Raw genomic sequence first — 16,316 nt, 5'->3', positions numbered from 1 at the left:
GGCGCTACGCCATGTCCACCGCTCATCTCACCGCTTCCGCCGCACCCGCGGGGTCATCCACCCGCGGCCAACTCAACGGCATTCTGTTCGTTGCGCTGTTCGCCGCGGCCGTGACCCGCATCGCCTCGATCCCGGCCATCGCCGGCCTGGGCCTGAGCCCGCTGATCGTCGGCATCGTGGCCGGCGCCATTTACGGCAACGCGCTGCGTGACGGCATGCCCGAAAGCTGGGCGGCCGGAGTCAACTTCTCGGCGCGCAAACTCCTGCGCATCGCCGTGGCGTTTTTCGGGCTGCGTGTCAGCCTGCAGGAAATCGCCCAGGTCGGTTTGCCCGGTCTCGCTGAATCGGTGCTGATCGTCGTGAGCACGCTGGTGATCGGCACGTGGGCCGGGATGAAGATCATGAAGCTCGACCGCGACACGGCGCTGCTGACGGCTGCGGGCAGCGCGATCTGCGGCGCGGCTGCCGTGCTCGCGTTCGAGTCGACGCTGCAATCCAAGCCGCATAAGAGTGCGATGGCGGTAGGCAGCGTGGTGCTGTTCGGCACCCTCTCGATGTTCCTTTACCCGGTGCTGTTCAAGGCGGGCTGGCTGCATCTCGACACGGTTGGCGCGGGTCTGTTCTTCGGCGGCACGATTCACGAAGTGGCGCAGGTGGTCGGCGCAGCCAGTAACGTGAGCCCGGAAGCGACCCACATCGCGACCATCGTCAAGATGACCCGTGTGATGCTGCTGGTGCCGGTGCTGCTGGTCGTCGGCATGTGGGTGAACCGCTCGGCACGCAACGCAGCCGCCTCCGCAACGGCCGAAGACGGCAAGCAACACGCCCCGCGCAAGCTGGCGATTCCCTGGTTCGCGCCCGGTTTCCTGGCCTTCGTCGTGATCAACTCGCTGCACGTTCTGCCGGAAAGCACGACCAGCACGCTGAACATGCTCGACACCTTCGCGCTCACCATGGCCATGACCGCGCTCGGTATCGAAACCCGCATCGCGCAGATCCGTCAGGCCGGCCCCCGCGCCTTGACCACCGGCTTCATCCTGTATGTGTGGTTGATTGCCGGCGGACTGGGTATCACATGGACTGTCCAGCACCTGTTCGGCTAAGCCGTCCCCGCCTCGTCGCCAACCCCGCCGCGTGCGGGGTTTTGTGCGTTCAGGAGAACCAGCCGTCACTCATGCGCGGCATACTGGTTGCTGACGTTATCCGTTCACGCAAACCTGTTCATGCAACTGGAATGAGGACTGATCGATGAGCCTGGAACTTTACTATTGGGACGGCCTGCAAGGTCGTGGCGAATTCGTGCGGCTGGCCCTGGAAGAAGCCGGCGCAGACTACGTGGAAGTGGCGCGCGGCGAACCATCCGATGGCCTCGGCACAAACGCGATGATGACGCTGATGAAGAGCAAGGACGCGCCCTATCCACCGTTCGCGCCGCCGTTTCTGAAGGACGGCGATCTGGTGATCGCGCAGACCGCCAACATCCTGTTCTACCTCGGCCCGAAGCTCAATCTCGCGCCATCGGTTGAAAGCCTGCGCTATGTCGCCAACGGACTGCAACTGACGATCGCCGACATGGTGACCGAAGCGCACGACACGCATCATCCGCTCGCCAGTGCGTTGTATTACGAAGACCAGAAAGACGCGGCCAAAGTGCGCGCGCACGACTTCATCGACCACCGGATTCCGAAGTTCATGAAGTACTTCGAGCGCGTGCTGAAACAGAACCCTGCCGGCGACACGTTCATGGTGGACGACGCGCTCACTTACGTCGACCTGTCGATGTTCCAGTTGATCGACGGTCTGCTGTACGCGTTTCCGCGCGCGCTCAAGCGTTTCGGCGAACACTATCCGCGTCTTGCGGCCTTGCACGACGCGGTGATCGAGCGGCCGAACATCGCCGCTTATCTCCAGTCCGACCGGCGCATCGCGCACAACGAGGCCTGCATCTTCCGGCACTACCCGGAACTCGACAAGGCGGCGACTTGATCCGCGCCGCGCTCCTTCGCGACCCTTCCGCATCGCACCCGCTTCCGCCACCGGGCGCGATGCTGTTACCGTACGCGCATTCCATCCACCCATCACGCCCTCTCCTGCCGACGTGCTTTCATTCCTGCTGAAGCTGCGCACCCGCGCCCAAACCCTGTTCCGTCTCTCCGACGCCCATACGATGCTGGTCTGGTCGGTGGTGGTCGGCGTCGCGGGCGCGTTCGCGACGATTGCCTTTCGCGAAGGCATCGCGTTGCTGCAACTGGCGACGGTCGGCAAGTCCGGCAGTTTCGTCGAAATGGCGCGCAGCTTGCCGTGGACGGTGCGCGTGTGGCTGCCCGCCGCGGGCGGCCTGATCGCCGGCTTCTTTCTGCTGATCGCGCAGCGTCACGTCGACAAGTGCAATCACATCGACTACATGGAAGCGGTCGCGATCGGCGACGGCGTGGTGCCGGTGAAGTTGAGCTTCTGGCGCAGCGTGTCCTCGCTGTTCACGATTTCGAGCGGCGGCTCGATCGGCCGCGAAGGTCCGATGGTGCAACTGGCGGCGCTGGCCGCGTCGTTGATCGGCCGCTGGGTGCATTTCGACCCGCCGCGTCTGCGCCTGCTCGTCGCCTGCGGCGCGGCGGCCGGGATTACCTCCGCGTACAGTGCGCCGATTGCCGGCGCGTTTTTCGTCACTGAAATCGTGCTCGGCTCGATCGTGATGGAAAGCTTCGGCCCCGTGGTCGTTTCAGCGGTGGTCGCCAACATCACCATGCGCGAGTTCACCAGCTACAAGCCGCCGTACGAAATGCCGGTGTTTCCGCCCGTGGCGGGCGCCGAAGTCCTGTTGTTCGTTGGGCTCGGGCTGCTGTGCGGTGCAGCCGCGCCGCAGTTTCTGCGGCTGATGGACTTCTCGAAAGCAAACTTTCGCAAACTGCCCGTGCCGTTGCCCATCCGGCTGGCGCTGGGCGGTCTGATCGTCGGCATTCTGTCGGTATGGACGCCCGAGGTGTGGGGCAACGGTTACAGCGTCGTCAATTCCATTCTGCATTCGCCGTGGACGTGGAGCGCGCTCGTCCTCGTGCTGGTGTTCAAGATCGTCGCGACGTCGGCGACTGTGGGTTCAGGCGCGATCGGCGGGGTGTTCACGCCGACGCTCTTCGTCGGCGCGGTGGTTGGCTCGCTGTTCGGCCTCGGCATGCACGCGTTGTGGCCGCACGGCACCTCGGCGCCGTTCGCCTATGCGATGGTCGGCATGGGCGCGTTTCTGGCCGGCGCCACACAGGCGCCGCTGATGGCGATCCTGATGATCTTCGAAATGACGCTCAGCTATCAGGTGGTGCTGCCGCTGATGCTGTCGTGCGTGGTCGCGTATTTCGTGTCGCGCGCGATCGGCAAGACGTCGATGTACGAAATCACGCTACGCCGCAATCAGGAGGAACAGGAACGCACGCGTCTACGCGCGACGCAGATGCGCGAACTGATCCGTCCCGCCGAAACCGTCGTGCCCCCGAACGCGACCGTGCAGGATATGACGCGCGTGTTCCTCGAATATCCGGTGAAGTATCTGTACGTTGCCAACGAGTCCGGTGCGTTTCTCGGCGTGGTCGCGCTCAAGGACATCACCTCCGATCTGCTCGACAAGCGCGACACCTCAGCAAAAACCGCCGCGGATTACCTGCAGCCGCATTTCGATGTGCTCACGCCGGATATGCCGCTCGGCGTTGCGTTGCAGCACTTTATGGCGTTCCAGGGAGAGCGCTTGCCGGTCGTCGAAAGCACCGCGGACCCGAAGCTGGCCGGGGTGGTGTACAAGACTTCGCTGCTCGATGCGTACTTCCGAATGAATCCGACGCGCTGAGGCCGGGGGTCGGGCTTTCGGGCTTTCGGGCACTCCGGCTATCGGGCTATCGGGCTATCGGGCTATCGGGTGCGAAGTCGCTCGGTCGATTGCCGAGTCATTGGCCGAACCCGCGCGGCAATGCGCGGCGCCTCACCCACGCCGCCTTCTCAGCCCGTGCAAAGCGCGGCAGATTCTCTACAATGAGGAAACCGCTGCAGCGCTTGCGAGCAGCGCGCGTTACGCCAAGACGGGCGCACCGAGACGCCCGCCCTTCGATCGGAGCGAAGATGAGCGAACCGTCCCTCGATGCCGTCCGCCGTGATCAGGCCGGCTGGATTTTTCTGCATATCGAAGGCGAGCCGTACGATCGCGGCGAGCAGCATGGCCAGTTGCTCGCCACCGAAATCCAGAACGCGATCCGCACCGCCCGCTACCTGGCGAAATGGGATACCGGTGAAGACTTCGACACCTTTGTCGACGCCGCCGTGTCCCAGTTCGCCAACAAACTCGACACCGAATTCGCCGACGAAATCCAGGGCATCGCCGACGGCGCGAAGCTGCCGTTCGCCGAAGTGCTAGCCTGGAACGGCTACATGGATCTGCTGCAAAGCTGGTGGCCGAGCCACGCGGCGGCCCAGAAACCGCAACTCGGCCTGAAACCCTGGCGCGGACGCCGCGGCCATCACTGCAGCGCGTTCATCGCCACCGGCAACGCCACCCGCGACGGCCGCATCGTCATGGCACATAACTCGTGGGACCGCTACGCCGCGGGCGACGCGTTCAACGTCGTGTTCGACATCGTGCCCGATCGCGGCAACCGCATCCTGATGCAAGGCCTGCCGGGCTGCATCTCCAGCCTCACCGATTTCTGGGTCACCGAAGCCGGCCTGATGGTCACCGAAACCACCATCTCCAACTTTATCGGCTACAACGCAGCGGGTGCGCCGGAGTTCTATCGCTCGCGGCGCGCGTCGCAGTACGCCAACAACATCGGCGAATGGTGCGAGATGTTCGCGGTCGCCAACAACGGCGGCTATGCGAACAGTTGGCTGCTCGGCGACACCAAGACCGGCGAGATCGCGCGCTACGAACTGGGGCTGCACTATTCCGGCTTCGAGAGTACGAAAGACGGCTTCTATAGCGGTTACAACACCGCGACCGATCTGAAGATCCGCAACCAGGAATGCATCGGCGAAGGCGAAGACTATACGGACGTGCGCAAGAACGGCGCGCGCCGCTTGCGCTTCATGCAGCTCGAAGAAATGCATCACGGCAAGATCGACGTCGAACTCGCCAAAGAGATGATCGCCGACCATCACGACGTCTATCTCGACCGCAACGACAATCCCTGCTCGCGCACCATCTGCGGGCATCTTGAACTGGACGACGCGCGCTTCGGCGGTTCCGATCAAGGGCCGTTCAATCCGTGGGGCGCCAACGACGGCAAGGTGGTCGACAGCGAGATGGCGCGCAAGATGGCGTTCACCGCACGCTGGGGGCACCCGTGCGGCAAGCCGTTCGACGCCCAGGCGTTCATGAAGCGCCACCCGCAGTGGAACTGGCTCAACGGCTATATGCGCGACCGGCCGTCGTGGCCGTGGACGCGGTTCGACGTGCTGCGTTAGAAGCTCGCTCTTAGCGGTCGCTGAACCGTTGTTCGCCCAGGCTGTTACCAGGCAGATTGAGGTTCGCACGCGATTCGGGCATCAGCCGCTTCCGCATCGCAACATAGACGCAGCACGACCGTTCGCGACTGCTCTGCCTTTTTCCTGCCATCATGTGAAATCTACAATTAGGTTTTGTCTCATTTGCGCGCGCGTCGCAGCCGTTTGCCATCTAAGATGGTAGATGCACGCCGCCCGCCTGTATCAACGCCGCGTGTAGGTTGCGCCGTCCTTACGACGCGGGGACAGCGTAACGCTTGCTCAACTGTCAGCGCCGCATGAGCTTAGGAGGTCGGGCGATGAAAACCTCGACACTGTTGACCATGGTGACGCTGTCAGCCTCGTGTTTTGCCGCGCCAGTTCATACCGCGCCGGACAGCACGGCCGCCAATAGTCTTGCCGAACGCGCCAACGCCGCACCGGTCGCTCCCGCGGCGCCGGACGTCGCTGCCACGGACGACACTCGTCCGCAACAATGGCAACACATCGCGCTGCCCAAGTCGCGGCATCTGGAGCGAAGCTTCACGGGCCAGAACGAGCACCTGCAGACCTGAAAACCTGAAAACCGCCCCCTTGGAGCGCTTGCATGACCGCATCGGCTATTCCCGGCGAATCGATTGATCTGCAGATCGCCGACGTTCTGCGCGAAGTCCGTTTCCCGACCTACAAGGACGCGCTAGTCGACGCCGCGCGCGAAGCCGGCGCGAGCAACGAAGTCGTGTCGATGCTCGACGGTTTGCCGGAGCAGGACTATGCCGACGTGGCGTCGGTCACGCGCCTCGTCGGCGGCAACTATGGGCCGGGTCTGGGGGCATGAGCGGAAAGCAGGTCTTGACGCCGAGTTCACTTTCGTCCGATCCGAAGCCCGCTGCCGACTGGATCCATCGCTCGCCGCATTCGGGCGGCACGAGCGGCATCGAGCGAATCGAAGCCTTCTTTCATCATGCCGGCTATGCGATGCACCGGCACGATACCTATGCGATCGGCCGCACGCTTGCTGGCGTGCAGAGCTTCCGCTATCGGGGCAGCACGCGTAACAGCTTGCCGGGCGGCACGATGGTGCTGCATCCCGATGAGCCGCACGATGGCCAGGCCGGCACCCGCGACGGCTTTCACTACCGGATGATCTATGTCGACCCGGCGCTGTTTCAACAGGCGCTCGGCGGCAAGCCGTTGCCGTTCATTGAAGGCGGACTCTCGAACGACCCGCGTCTGTTTGCTGCGACCGAGAGCCTGCTGCGCACGATGGATTGTGCGATCGATTCGCTCGAACAGGACGATGCGCTCTACGAACTGGCCATCGCGCTCGACGCCGTGGCAGGGGGCGCGGCGACGCGCCGTCCGGTGGATTACCTCGCGGCCGAACGGGCGCGCGAGTATATGCTTGGTTCGCTCGATAGCGCAGTGACACTCGACGAACTGGCGGCAGCCGCCGGCCGCGACCGCTGGAGTTTGTCGCGGGATTTTCGTGCGCTGTTCGGCACGAGTCCGCATCGCTATCTGACCATGCGCCGGCTCGATCTCGTGCGCCGACTCGCGATTCAGGGCGTGTCGCTCGCCGACGCGTCGGCGGCGGCCGGCTTTACCGATCAGAGCCATATGACACGGCACTTCAAGCGCGCGTGGGGCGTTGCGCCGGCGCATTGGCTCAAGATGCTGGGGCCTTCGACCCGCGGCGCGCGTTAACGGTAGCTCGACGGATATCCCACCGTCCATCGCCCGCCGCCCCCGCGCACAAACGTACAAGACCCGCTAGCGCCTCCCGCCCTACGCTCCTGCCTGACACACACCTACCCCTCAGGAGGGAGCACCGCGATGTCCACCCATCAAACGATTCAACGGCCCTACCGCGCCATCAATTTCGCTGAGAAGCTGGAGCTCTTCAGCGACCAGTGGCAAGCACGCGTGGTCGCGGAAATGAACGACTATCAGTTCAAGCTGGTGCGCATCGAAGGCGACTTTGTCTGGCACGAACATGCCGACACGGACGAAACGTTTATCGTGCTGGACGGACAGTTGCGCATCGACATGCGCGATGGCTCCGTGCTGCTCTCGGCCGGAGAAATGTTCGTGGTGCCCAAAGGCACGGAACACAAACCGTATGCCGAACGCGAGGTCAAGCTGCTGCTGATCGAACCGCGCGGCGTGAAGAACACCGGCGAAGAAAGCAACGAACGCACCGCCGCGAACGACGTGTGGATCTAGGTTTACCGCGCGCTCGTCAAAGCGACGACGATGCTACGATCCGCGCGCGCGAAACCGGGAGCGTCGGCCGCGCCGCGTCGCCCTGCAAAGCGGACACCGGCAGATCGTCGGCATAAACCGGCGAGCCGGCCACGGCACGCCGCGGCATCCTGGCACGGGGATCGCGCGCGTGCTCGTCGGTGCGCTGGAAATGCGCGACAAGGTGATCGATAAAGGTGCGTACTTTCGCCGGCAAATGAAGGCGGCTTGGATACGCGATCGTGATTTCGATTTGCGGCAGGCGGTAATCGCCGAGCAACGGCACAAGCCGCCCGGACGCCAGATCGCGGCCGATCAGGTAGCTCGGCAAAATCGCCACGCCCATGCCCAGCAAAGCGAACTGCCTCAGCATCTCAGTGTTGTTAGCCGCGATCGCGTTGGTGGGTCTCACACGGACCTCACCCAGCGGTCCGGTAAAGACCTTTTCGTCGCCGCCCTGCTCCGCAGGCCGGCTCAGACACGGATGCTTCAACAGATCCTCGGGACGGGTCGGCGTACCGTGCTGCTGCAGATAGGCGGGCGTCGCGCAAACCGTCATATAGCCGGTGGTCAATCGCCGCGTGACAATGCTCGCGCTGCGCATGTGCCGCGCGACCATAATGCCGACGTCAAAACCCTCTTCCACCAGATCGACATGACGATCCGCCAGCGTGACGTCAGGCATGACTTCCGGATAACGCTCGGCGTAAGACTGCACCACCGGCGCGAGGCTATGCAGCCCGAACACCACTGGCGCGACGATGCGCAGCGTCCCGACCGGTTCGTGATTACGCGCCACCACCATCTGCTCGACGCCTTCCAGGTCGTCGAGAATATGGCGCACGCGTTCCAGATAAGTCGTGCCGGATTCGGTCAGCGAGAGGCGCCGCGTCGTGCGATTGAGCAGCCGGGTACCAAGGCGCGCTTCCAGATCCGCGACGTGGCGCGTGACAACGGCAGTGGAAAGATCCAGCGCGCCGGCCGCGCGGACGAAACTGCCAAGGTCGGCCACCTTGACGAATACGCGCATCGACTGCAATTGATTCATGGGACGACTCCTGCCTCGATAAAGCCGGGCCGGCGCAACGCTGCCGCCTGTGTCGACCCGCGCGACAAGGCGCGCGCGGATTTGCCCAACGATTCGATTGTATCGACCCGATCATGTCCCAACCCTGACCTGAACATGACAATCCGGTCAGGTTTCTGAGGCGCTCGCGACGCTATTGCGAGGTTTATTGCGGATATTTGGTAGGTATAAACCCTTAGATGCTGGTAACATAGCGCCCGAAAGGAACACATCGCTATGCCACATCGTTTTCAGCTTTTCGAAAAAATCGCGTTTTCACTGGTTTGCTGGTCCGCGGCGGCCTGTTCGGCCTTCATCGCTTACGAGCGGTGCCCGGAAATCAAGGTTGTCCTGCACGTCGGTGAAGAAGTCCTGCGCTACAGCGGGCAGTATTCGTTCGTCTGCGCCACGCCGGTTGCTAACGCCTGCGCGCAGTTGCCGGCGAGCTGATCCGCCGGCACTCGTATTACGCGTCGCGCCCGAACACCACGCGCGCGAAAAATCCCGCCAGCACCGTTTCAGCCATCTCCGACGAGACGTTCTGCGGGTCGACCGCATAAAAGAACTGCACGCCGTCGCACAAGCCCATCAAGCCCATCGCTAGTGTCTCCGCCGGTAACGGCAGAGGCGTGCCGACCCGCGTCGAAAACTCGCGGATGTACGCACTCAACTGTTCGAGCTTTTCGTGCAGGAACGCGTTAAAGCGTATGCGGAAGCGGCCGTCGCGCACGGCCAGCAGCTTCGCCTCTACCCACAGCAGGAAACATTTGTTCTCGCGATGCAGGTTGCTGTAGTAGCGCAGCACGCGCTCTTCCATTTCCTCGCGCGAAGTCGCGTCTTCGAAAATGGCATGCAACCCCATCTGCATGGTCTCGTGGTCGCGCCGCAGTAGTTCGAGGAACAACTCGTTCTTGCTGCGGAAGTTCGAATAGAACGCGCCGCGTGTATAACCCGCCGCCCCGGCGATGTCTTCGACACTCGCCGCGACAAAGCCTTTCTTCATAAAAATTGCTTGCGCAGCGTCGAGCAGGCGCTGGCGCGTCTGGTCTTTGCTCTGCTCGCGTGTAAGTCGTTGCCGTTTCATGGGCGCAAGTCTAGCACCGAAAAGAATTCCAATTCACGTCAACATTCAAATACAGGTGTGTATTAGAATGCGACCAATCATTCGAAGTCAGATGCGTATGCCGATCGCATGTTTCGACCCTCGTGTCTTCGCTGGCGAGCCGCTGCGGCTTGCCGTGTTCGTTCGCTGTCTCCAGTTGGGGTAATTGTGAAGCGTCCCGGTCCTCCCGCATCGTCTGCGATGCGCCAGCAGTCCCATCGGTATGCCCGTTCTGCGCGTCTGCGCCGCGCAGCATTTGCCCTCGCGCTCGCCGGTATGGTCACGCTCGCCGCGTGCTCGAAGAAGGAAGCGGTTGCGCCCGCGCCGCGTCCGGTGGTCGCCGTCGCCGTGCATGCGGACGGCAGCGCGACAGCCGCGGCCTCGTTGCCCGGCGAAGTGCAGGCGCGCTATTCCACCCCGCTGTCGTTTCGCGTCGGCGGCAAAATCATCGAGCGGCGCGTACGCTTGGGCGACGTCGTGAAGAACGGGCAGATCGTCGCCCGGCTCGATCCGGCAGATGCGCAAAAGAATGCCGCCAGCGCGCAGGCTCAACTCGAAGCCGCGCAACACAGTCTCGTGTATGCGAAGCAGCAACTCGATCGCGACCAGGCACAGGCGAAAGAAAACCTGATCGCGCCCGCTCAGCTCGAACAGACCACCAACGCGTACGCCTCAGCCGCCGCGCAGCGCGACCAGGCCGCGCAGCAGGCGGCGCTGTCGAAAGACCAGTTGCAGTACACCACGCTCAGTGCCGATCACGCCGGCGTGATCACGGCCGAACAGGCCGACACCGGCCAGAATGTGTCCGCGGGGCAAGCCGTCTATAACCTCGCATGGAGCGGCGATATCGACGTCGTCTGCGACGTGCCGGAAAGTGCGCTCGCCGCGCTCTCGGTCGGGCAGACCGCGCAGGTCACGCTGGCCGCGCTGCCGGGCCGCAGCTTCAAGGCGCGCGTGCGCGAACTGTCGCCCGCCGCCGATCCGCAAAGCCGCACTTACCGCGCCAAGCTCACGCTCGACAATCCCGGTCCGGACGTACGCCTCGGCATGACCGCCGACATCGCGCTCGCCGCGCCGTCGCCCTCGGACTCATCTGCCGACGCAACTGGCAACTCAGCTGCCAACGCCTCGGCGAGCCAGAACGGTTCCTTTACTGTGCCCGCCACCGCCCTGTTCCACGACGGCGCGCGGCCGGCCGTGTGGGTCGTGCGCGCCGCGGACAACGCGCTGGAACTGCGCCGCGTGACGGTCACGCGCTATAACGAGCGCACGATTGTGATCGGCCAGGGGCTCAAGGATGGTGAGCGCGTCGTACTGCAAGGCGTGCATACCGTGACCGCCGGCGAAAAAGTCCACGTGATCCCGCCGCTGCATCCCGAGGACTTCGCTTCATGAGCACCACGCCTGAAGAAGGACGCTTCAACCTGTCCGCATGGGCGCTGCGCCATCAGGCGCTGGTCGTTTTCCTGATCGCGCTCGCTACCGCATTCGGCGTTCTCGCCTATACACGTCTTGCCCAATCCGAAGATCCGCCCTTCACGTTTCGCGTGATGGTGATCCGCACCTTCTGGCCCGGCGCGACCGCACGCCAGGTGCAGGAACAGGTCACCGACCGCATCGGCCGCAAATTGCAGGAAACACCCGCCATCGATTTCGTGCGCAGCTACTCGCGCCCCGGCGAATCATTGATGTTCTTCTCGATGAAAGACTCGGCGCCGGTCAAGGACGTGCCCGAAACCTGGTATCAGGTGCGCAAGAAAGTCGGCGATATCGCCACGACCTTGCCGCCAGGCATTCAGGGCCCGTTCTTCAACGACGAATTCGGCGACGTCTACACCAACATCTGGACGCTCGAAGGCGACGGCTTTTCCGCCGCACAACTGCACGATTACGCGGACCAGTTGCGCACGGTGCTGCTGCGTGTGCCGGGCGTCGGCAAGGTCGATTATTTCGGTGATCCGGACCAGCACATCTACATCGAGATCGCCAACACGCAACTCACGCGTCTTGGCATCTCGCCGCAGCAACTCGGCCAGGCGATCAATTCGCAGAACAGCGTCTCGCCGGCAGGCACGCTGACCACCACCGACGACCGCGTGTTCGTGCGCCCCACCGGCCAGTTCAAAGACGTCAATGCGCTCGCCGACACGCTGATCCGCATCAACAACCGCTCGTTCCGTCTCGGCGACATCGCCACCATCAAGCGCGGTTACGACGATCCAGTCGCCACGCAGATGCGCTCCGGCGGCAAGGCGGTGCTCGGCATCGGCGTGACGATGCAGCCGGGCGGCGATGTGATTCGTCTGGGCAAGGCGCTCGATCAGCAGATGGTCACGCTGCGGGCCTACCTGCCCGCCGGTTTGCACCTGGTCGAAGTGTCGAGCATGCCGAACGCGGTGGCGCGTTCGGTCGACGATTTTCTCGAAGCCGTCGCCGAGGCGATCGCGATCGTGCTGGTGGTCAGCCTGCTGTCGTTGGGCGTGCGCACCGGCATGGTGGTCGTGATCTCGATACCTGTCGTGCTCGCCGTCACGGCGCTGTGCATGTATCTGTTTGACATCGGACTGCACAAGGTGTCGTTGGGCACGCTGGTGCTCGCTTTGGGGCTATTGGTCGACGACGCGATCATCGCCGTCGAGATGATGTCGGTGAAGCTGGAGCAAGGCTGGACCCGCACGCGCGCGGCTGCCTATGCGTACACCAGCACCGCTTTCCCAATGCTGACCGGAACGCTCGTAACCGTCTCCGGCTTCCTGCCGATTGCCCTCGCCAAGTCGAGCACCGGTGAATACACGCGTTCGATTTTCGAAGTGTCGGCAATCGCGTTGATTGCGTCGTGGCTCGCGGCGGTTGTGCTGATTCCATTGCTCGGCTATCACATGCTGCCGGAGCGCAAACGCCAGGCACACGAAGCGGAAGATCACGAGCACGACATCTACGACACGCGGTTTTACAAGCGCCTGCGTGGCTGGATCAGCTGGTGCATCGAACGGCGTTTCGTCGTGCTGGCGATCACCGTCGTGCTGTTCATTCTGGCCATGGCAGGCTTCACGCTGGTGCCGCAACAGTTCTTCCCGAGCTCCGACCGGCCCGAGTTGCTGGTGGACGTGCGCCTGCCCGAAGGCGCGTCGTTCGAAGCGACATTGCGCCAGGCAGAGCGGCTCGAAAAGGCGCTGGTGGGCCGTCCGGAAATCGATCATACGGTGAACTTTGTCGGCACCGGTGCGCCGCGTTTCTATTTGCCGCTCGATCAGCAATTGCCGCAGCCGAATTTCGCGCAGTTCGTGATCACCGCGAAATCCGTGAAAGATCGCGAGAAGCTCGCGCAATGGCTCGAACCGGAATTGCGCAACAACTTTCCGGCGATCCGCACACGCCTGTCGCGCCTCGAGAATGGTCCGCCGGTCGGCTACCCTGTGCAGTTCCGCGTGAGCGGCGACGATATCGCCACCGTGCGCTCGATCGCCGAGCGCGTCGCCGCGACCATGCGCGCCGACCGCCGCACCAGCAACGTCCAGTTCGACTGGGACGAACCCGCCGAGCGCTCGGTGCGCTTCGAAGTCGATCAGAAGAAGGCCCGCGAACTCGGCGTGACCTCCGAAGACATCTCGAGCTTCCTCGCGATGACACTGTCCGGCTATACCGTCACGCAATATCGCGAGCGCGACAAGCTGATCAGCGTCGATCTGCGCGCCCCGAAAGCGGAACGCGTCGACCCCGCGAAGCTCGTCACGCTGGCGATGCCGACGCCGAATGGCCCGGTGCCGCTCGGCACGCTCGGTCATCTGCGCAACGACCTCGAATACGGTGTGATCTGGGAACGCGACCGGCAACCTACCATCACCGTGCAGTCCGACGTCGCGCCTGGCGCGCAAGGGATCGACGTCACGCATGCCGTCGATAAATCCCTCAGCCAGATTCGCAGCACGCTGCCGGTCGGCTACCGGATCGAGATCGGCGGCTCGGTCGAAGAAAGCGGCAAGGGGCAGACGTCGATCAACGCCCAGATGCCGATCATGATCATCGCCGTACTGGTGCTCCTGATGGTCCAGTTGCAGAGTTTCGCGCGCGTGCTGATGGTGGTGCTGACCGCGCCGCTCGGCCTGATCGGCGTGGTGTTGACGCTGCTGCTGTTCGGCCAGCCGTTCGGCTTCGTCGCGATGCTCGGGGTGATCGCCATGTTCGGCATCATCATGCGCAACTCGGTGATTCTGGTCGATCAAATCGAGCAGGACATTGCCGCGGGACATAAGCGCTTCGACGCGATCGTTGGCGCGACGGTGCGGCGCTTCCGACCGATCACGCTGACCGCGGCCGCCGCCGTCCTCGCGCTGATTCCGCTGTTGCGCTCGAACTTCTTCGGCCCGATGGCGACCGCGTTGATGGGCGGCATTACGAGCGCGACCATCCTCACGCTGTTCTATCTGCCGGCCCTGTACGCCATGTCGTTCAGAGTACGCACCGACGAGCGCGAGCCGCCGGCGCCGTCCGCCACGACGCATTCGGGGAACTGAGATCATGGCTATCCTTGCATTCCCTCGACACGTGCGCCTCACGCTTCTCGGCGGTGCTGCGCTGACGCTGGCCGCCTGCTCGTTCGGCCCGAACGGCGAGCCGCCCGCCATGCCGCAACCGGCGCACTACGGCGCCGAAGCGCAGCCGACGCAAACCGTGCCCGCACAAGGCATCACCCAGCAATTCGTGGTCGGCGCGAAGCCCGTGCCCGAATGGTGGAAGCTGTATCAATCGGAGGCGCTGAACGCCCTGGTCGACGAAGGCTTGCGCAACAGCCCAACGCTCGCCGCCACCGACAAGAGTCTCGCGGCCGCGCGCGAGCAACTGCGCGCGCAAATCGGCAGTTCGATGCTGCCAACCATCGACGCGGGCGGCCAGATGACCCGCAATCGTGCGCTGGCGATCCCCGAGGCCGGTCCGAATACGTTCCTGTACAACATCTTCGTCGGTCAATTGCAGGCGCACTACACGTTCGACCTGTTCGGCGCCGCGCGTCTCGCCGATGCCGCGCTCGCCGCCCGCGTCAACGTACAGGCTTATCAGTTCGACGCCGCGCGCCGCGCGCTGGCCGCCAACATCGTGACGGCGGCGATCACGAGTGCTGCGTTGCGCGCGCAGATCGACACAACCGAGCGGCTCGTGACGCTTGCCAACGATCAGGCCCGCGACACGCAGCGGCGCTACGTACTGGGCGCGGTCTCACACGCCGACCAGTTGAGCGCGCAACAAAGTGCCGCGAGTCTGTCGGCGAGTTTGCCGGGCTTGAAGCAGCAATGGCTGACGACGCGTCATGCTTTGGCCGTACTACTTGGCCGCACACCGGACGCGGCCCCGGACGACCTCGATCTTGCGCAACTGCACGTGCCTGAACAGGTGCCTGTCGTGGTGCCGTCCGAGCTGCTGAGCACCCGCCCCGACATTCAGGCCGCGGACGCCGCCCTGAAGGCCGCGGCGGCCGATGTCGGCGTGGCGACGGCACAGATGTTCCCGAGTCTCTCGCTGAGCGCCTCGATGGGACAAGGCGGCTTTAGCTGGCCGGTGGCCCTGTCCGGCGCGGGGGCGATATGGAGCATAGGGGCATCCTTGTCACAACCGCTGTTTCACGGCGGCGCCCTGTTCGCGCAGCGCCGCGCGGCCGTCGACACGTATGACGCCACGGTTTCGCAATACAAGCAGACGGTACTGACCGCATTCCAGAACGTCGCCGACACGCTCGCAGCGCTGCAGCACGACGCGCAAGCGCTCGACGCCGCGAACATTGCAGCGCGTTCGGCGCAGGGAATTTTCGACGAAACGTCGGGACGCTACCGACTGGGCGCGTTGCCGATCGCCTCGACGCGCTCGAGCGAGCAGCAGTTTCGCAACGCGCAGCTCGATGAGATCCGCTATACCAGCGCGCGGCTAACGGACACGGCAGCCCTGTTCCAGGCGATGGGGAATCCGCCATTGGGGGCGGGGCAGGCTACATCTGCGTCTGCGTCTGCGTCTGCGTCTGCGTCTGCGTCTACGTCCACGGCGACCTCGGCGGTGCCAGGGGTTTCCACGGCGACCGTGGGCGGGTCGAACTAAACCTGGGATTCCGTAGTTATGGCTGCGGACTTATCCCCAGTTTATGTTGAAGAGGCTGTTGAAAACTATCTGACAAGCGGGCTAACACGTTGAACGCGCTGTAGTTTTTGGGTGCGGTGCGGAATGAACCAGGGGGCGCTGAATGTACCTTTGATTCCGGCCGAAGCCATTGGGACGCCTCACCACGCCACAACGTTATCCCCAGTTTATGTTGACAGGGCTGTTGATAACTACGGGGCTACGCGCTTAAGTGCTTGATGCAGATCGGTTTGTTGCTTGGGGTGCAGGCTGATGCAGGGGGTGATCGACTACGCGCCACGCAACGGCGGCCGTTTGCGGAGAGAGGCCTTATCCACAGATTTT

Annotated in this window: 14 protein-coding genes; 12 read left to right on the top strand and 2 right to left on the bottom strand. The window is 63.7% G+C overall.

What is annotated here, in order from left to right; genetic code table 11:
* The first annotated feature begins 11 nt into the window (after window positions 1-11).
* The 8 genes from M0D67_RS28625 to M0D67_RS28590 all read left to right on the top strand — a co-directional run bounded on the left by M0D67_RS28625 (window position 12) and on the right by M0D67_RS28590 (window position 7,683).
* Window positions 12-1,103, top strand: a complete 1,092-nt coding sequence (locus M0D67_RS28625; RefSeq protein ID WP_266240618.1) for a YeiH family protein — start codon at window positions 12-14, stop codon at window positions 1,101-1,103.
* 145 nt (window positions 1,104-1,248) lie between these two features.
* Complete coding sequence (locus tag M0D67_RS28620; RefSeq protein ID WP_154563765.1) at window positions 1,249-1,986, top strand: glutathione S-transferase; 738 nt, start codon at window positions 1,249-1,251, stop codon at window positions 1,984-1,986.
* A gap of 112 nt (window positions 1,987-2,098) precedes the next feature.
* Window positions 2,099-3,832 carry a ClcB-like voltage-gated chloride channel protein gene (locus M0D67_RS28615; RefSeq protein ID WP_168435842.1) on the top strand — a complete coding sequence of 578 codons (1,734 nt, stop codon included), beginning with the start codon at window positions 2,099-2,101 and terminating at the stop codon, window positions 3,830-3,832.
* A 269-nt stretch (window positions 3,833-4,101) separates the two neighbouring features.
* Window positions 4,102-5,439, top strand: coding sequence for a C45 family peptidase (locus M0D67_RS28610; RefSeq protein WP_154563763.1), 1,338 nt, complete (start codon window positions 4,102-4,104; stop codon window positions 5,437-5,439).
* A gap of 338 nt (window positions 5,440-5,777) precedes the next feature.
* Entirely contained in the window at window positions 5,778-6,032 is a 255-nt protein-coding gene (locus M0D67_RS28605) for a hypothetical protein (protein WP_115780011.1), read from the top strand.
* A 32-nt stretch (window positions 6,033-6,064) separates the two neighbouring features.
* The gene (locus M0D67_RS28600) at window positions 6,065-6,295 is read left to right on the top strand and encodes a DUF2795 domain-containing protein (RefSeq protein WP_093644998.1); all 231 of its coding nucleotides are present in this window, start codon (window positions 6,065-6,067) and stop codon (window positions 6,293-6,295) included.
* Between the two features lie 62 nt (window positions 6,296-6,357).
* On the top strand, window positions 6,358-7,164 hold the full coding sequence (locus tag M0D67_RS28595; protein WP_266240650.1) for an AraC family transcriptional regulator: 807 nt from the start codon (window positions 6,358-6,360) through the stop codon (window positions 7,162-7,164).
* 129 nt (window positions 7,165-7,293) lie between these two features.
* The gene (locus tag M0D67_RS28590; protein ID WP_154563759.1) at window positions 7,294-7,683 is read left to right on the top strand and encodes a cupin domain-containing protein; all 390 of its coding nucleotides are present in this window, start codon (window positions 7,294-7,296) and stop codon (window positions 7,681-7,683) included.
* Window positions 7,684-7,699: 16 nt separating this feature from the next.
* On the opposite strand, the gene M0D67_RS28585 is transcribed toward M0D67_RS28590, so the two are convergent.
* Window positions 7,700-8,749 carry a LysR family transcriptional regulator gene (locus M0D67_RS28585; protein ID WP_154563757.1) on the bottom strand — a complete coding sequence of 350 codons (1,050 nt, stop codon included), beginning with the start codon at window positions 8,747-8,749 and terminating at the stop codon, window positions 7,700-7,702.
* 255 nt (window positions 8,750-9,004) lie between these two features.
* Between M0D67_RS28585 and M0D67_RS28580 the strand changes: the two genes are divergently transcribed.
* Complete coding sequence (locus M0D67_RS28580; protein ID WP_154563755.1) at window positions 9,005-9,217, top strand: hypothetical protein; 213 nt, start codon at window positions 9,005-9,007, stop codon at window positions 9,215-9,217.
* 16 nt (window positions 9,218-9,233) lie between these two features.
* Here the strand turns inward: M0D67_RS28580 and M0D67_RS28575 are convergent, their stop codons facing one another.
* Window positions 9,234-9,851, bottom strand: a complete 618-nt coding sequence (locus M0D67_RS28575) for a TetR/AcrR family transcriptional regulator (protein WP_154563753.1) — start codon at window positions 9,849-9,851, stop codon at window positions 9,234-9,236.
* A 219-nt stretch (window positions 9,852-10,070) separates the two neighbouring features.
* Between M0D67_RS28575 and M0D67_RS28570 the strand changes: the two genes are divergently transcribed.
* From M0D67_RS28570 to M0D67_RS28560, 3 genes are read left to right on the top strand one after another with little or no spacing between them, the layout of a single operon-like run.
* Window positions 10,071-11,264: an efflux RND transporter periplasmic adaptor subunit gene (locus M0D67_RS28570; RefSeq protein WP_154563751.1), complete on the top strand. Its 1,194-nt coding sequence runs from the start codon at window positions 10,071-10,073 to the stop codon at window positions 11,262-11,264.
* Complete coding sequence (locus M0D67_RS28565; RefSeq protein ID WP_266240617.1) at window positions 11,261-14,383, top strand: efflux RND transporter permease subunit; 3,123 nt, start codon at window positions 11,261-11,263, stop codon at window positions 14,381-14,383. Before M0D67_RS28570 ends, M0D67_RS28565 begins: the two co-directional genes overlap by 4 nt.
* 4 nt (window positions 14,384-14,387) lie before the next feature.
* On the top strand, window positions 14,388-15,953 hold the full coding sequence (locus M0D67_RS28560) for an efflux transporter outer membrane subunit (protein ID WP_266240616.1): 1,566 nt from the start codon (window positions 14,388-14,390) through the stop codon (window positions 15,951-15,953).
* Window positions 15,954-16,316 lie beyond the last annotated feature (363 nt).

This window comes from Paraburkholderia sp. SECH4, from assembly GCF_030511745.1.
Lineage (GTDB): Bacteria > Pseudomonadota > Gammaproteobacteria > Burkholderiales > Burkholderiaceae > Paraburkholderia > Paraburkholderia madseniana.
Note: the sequence above shows the minus strand (reverse complement) of the source record. Positions and strands in the feature narration are given on the sequence as shown.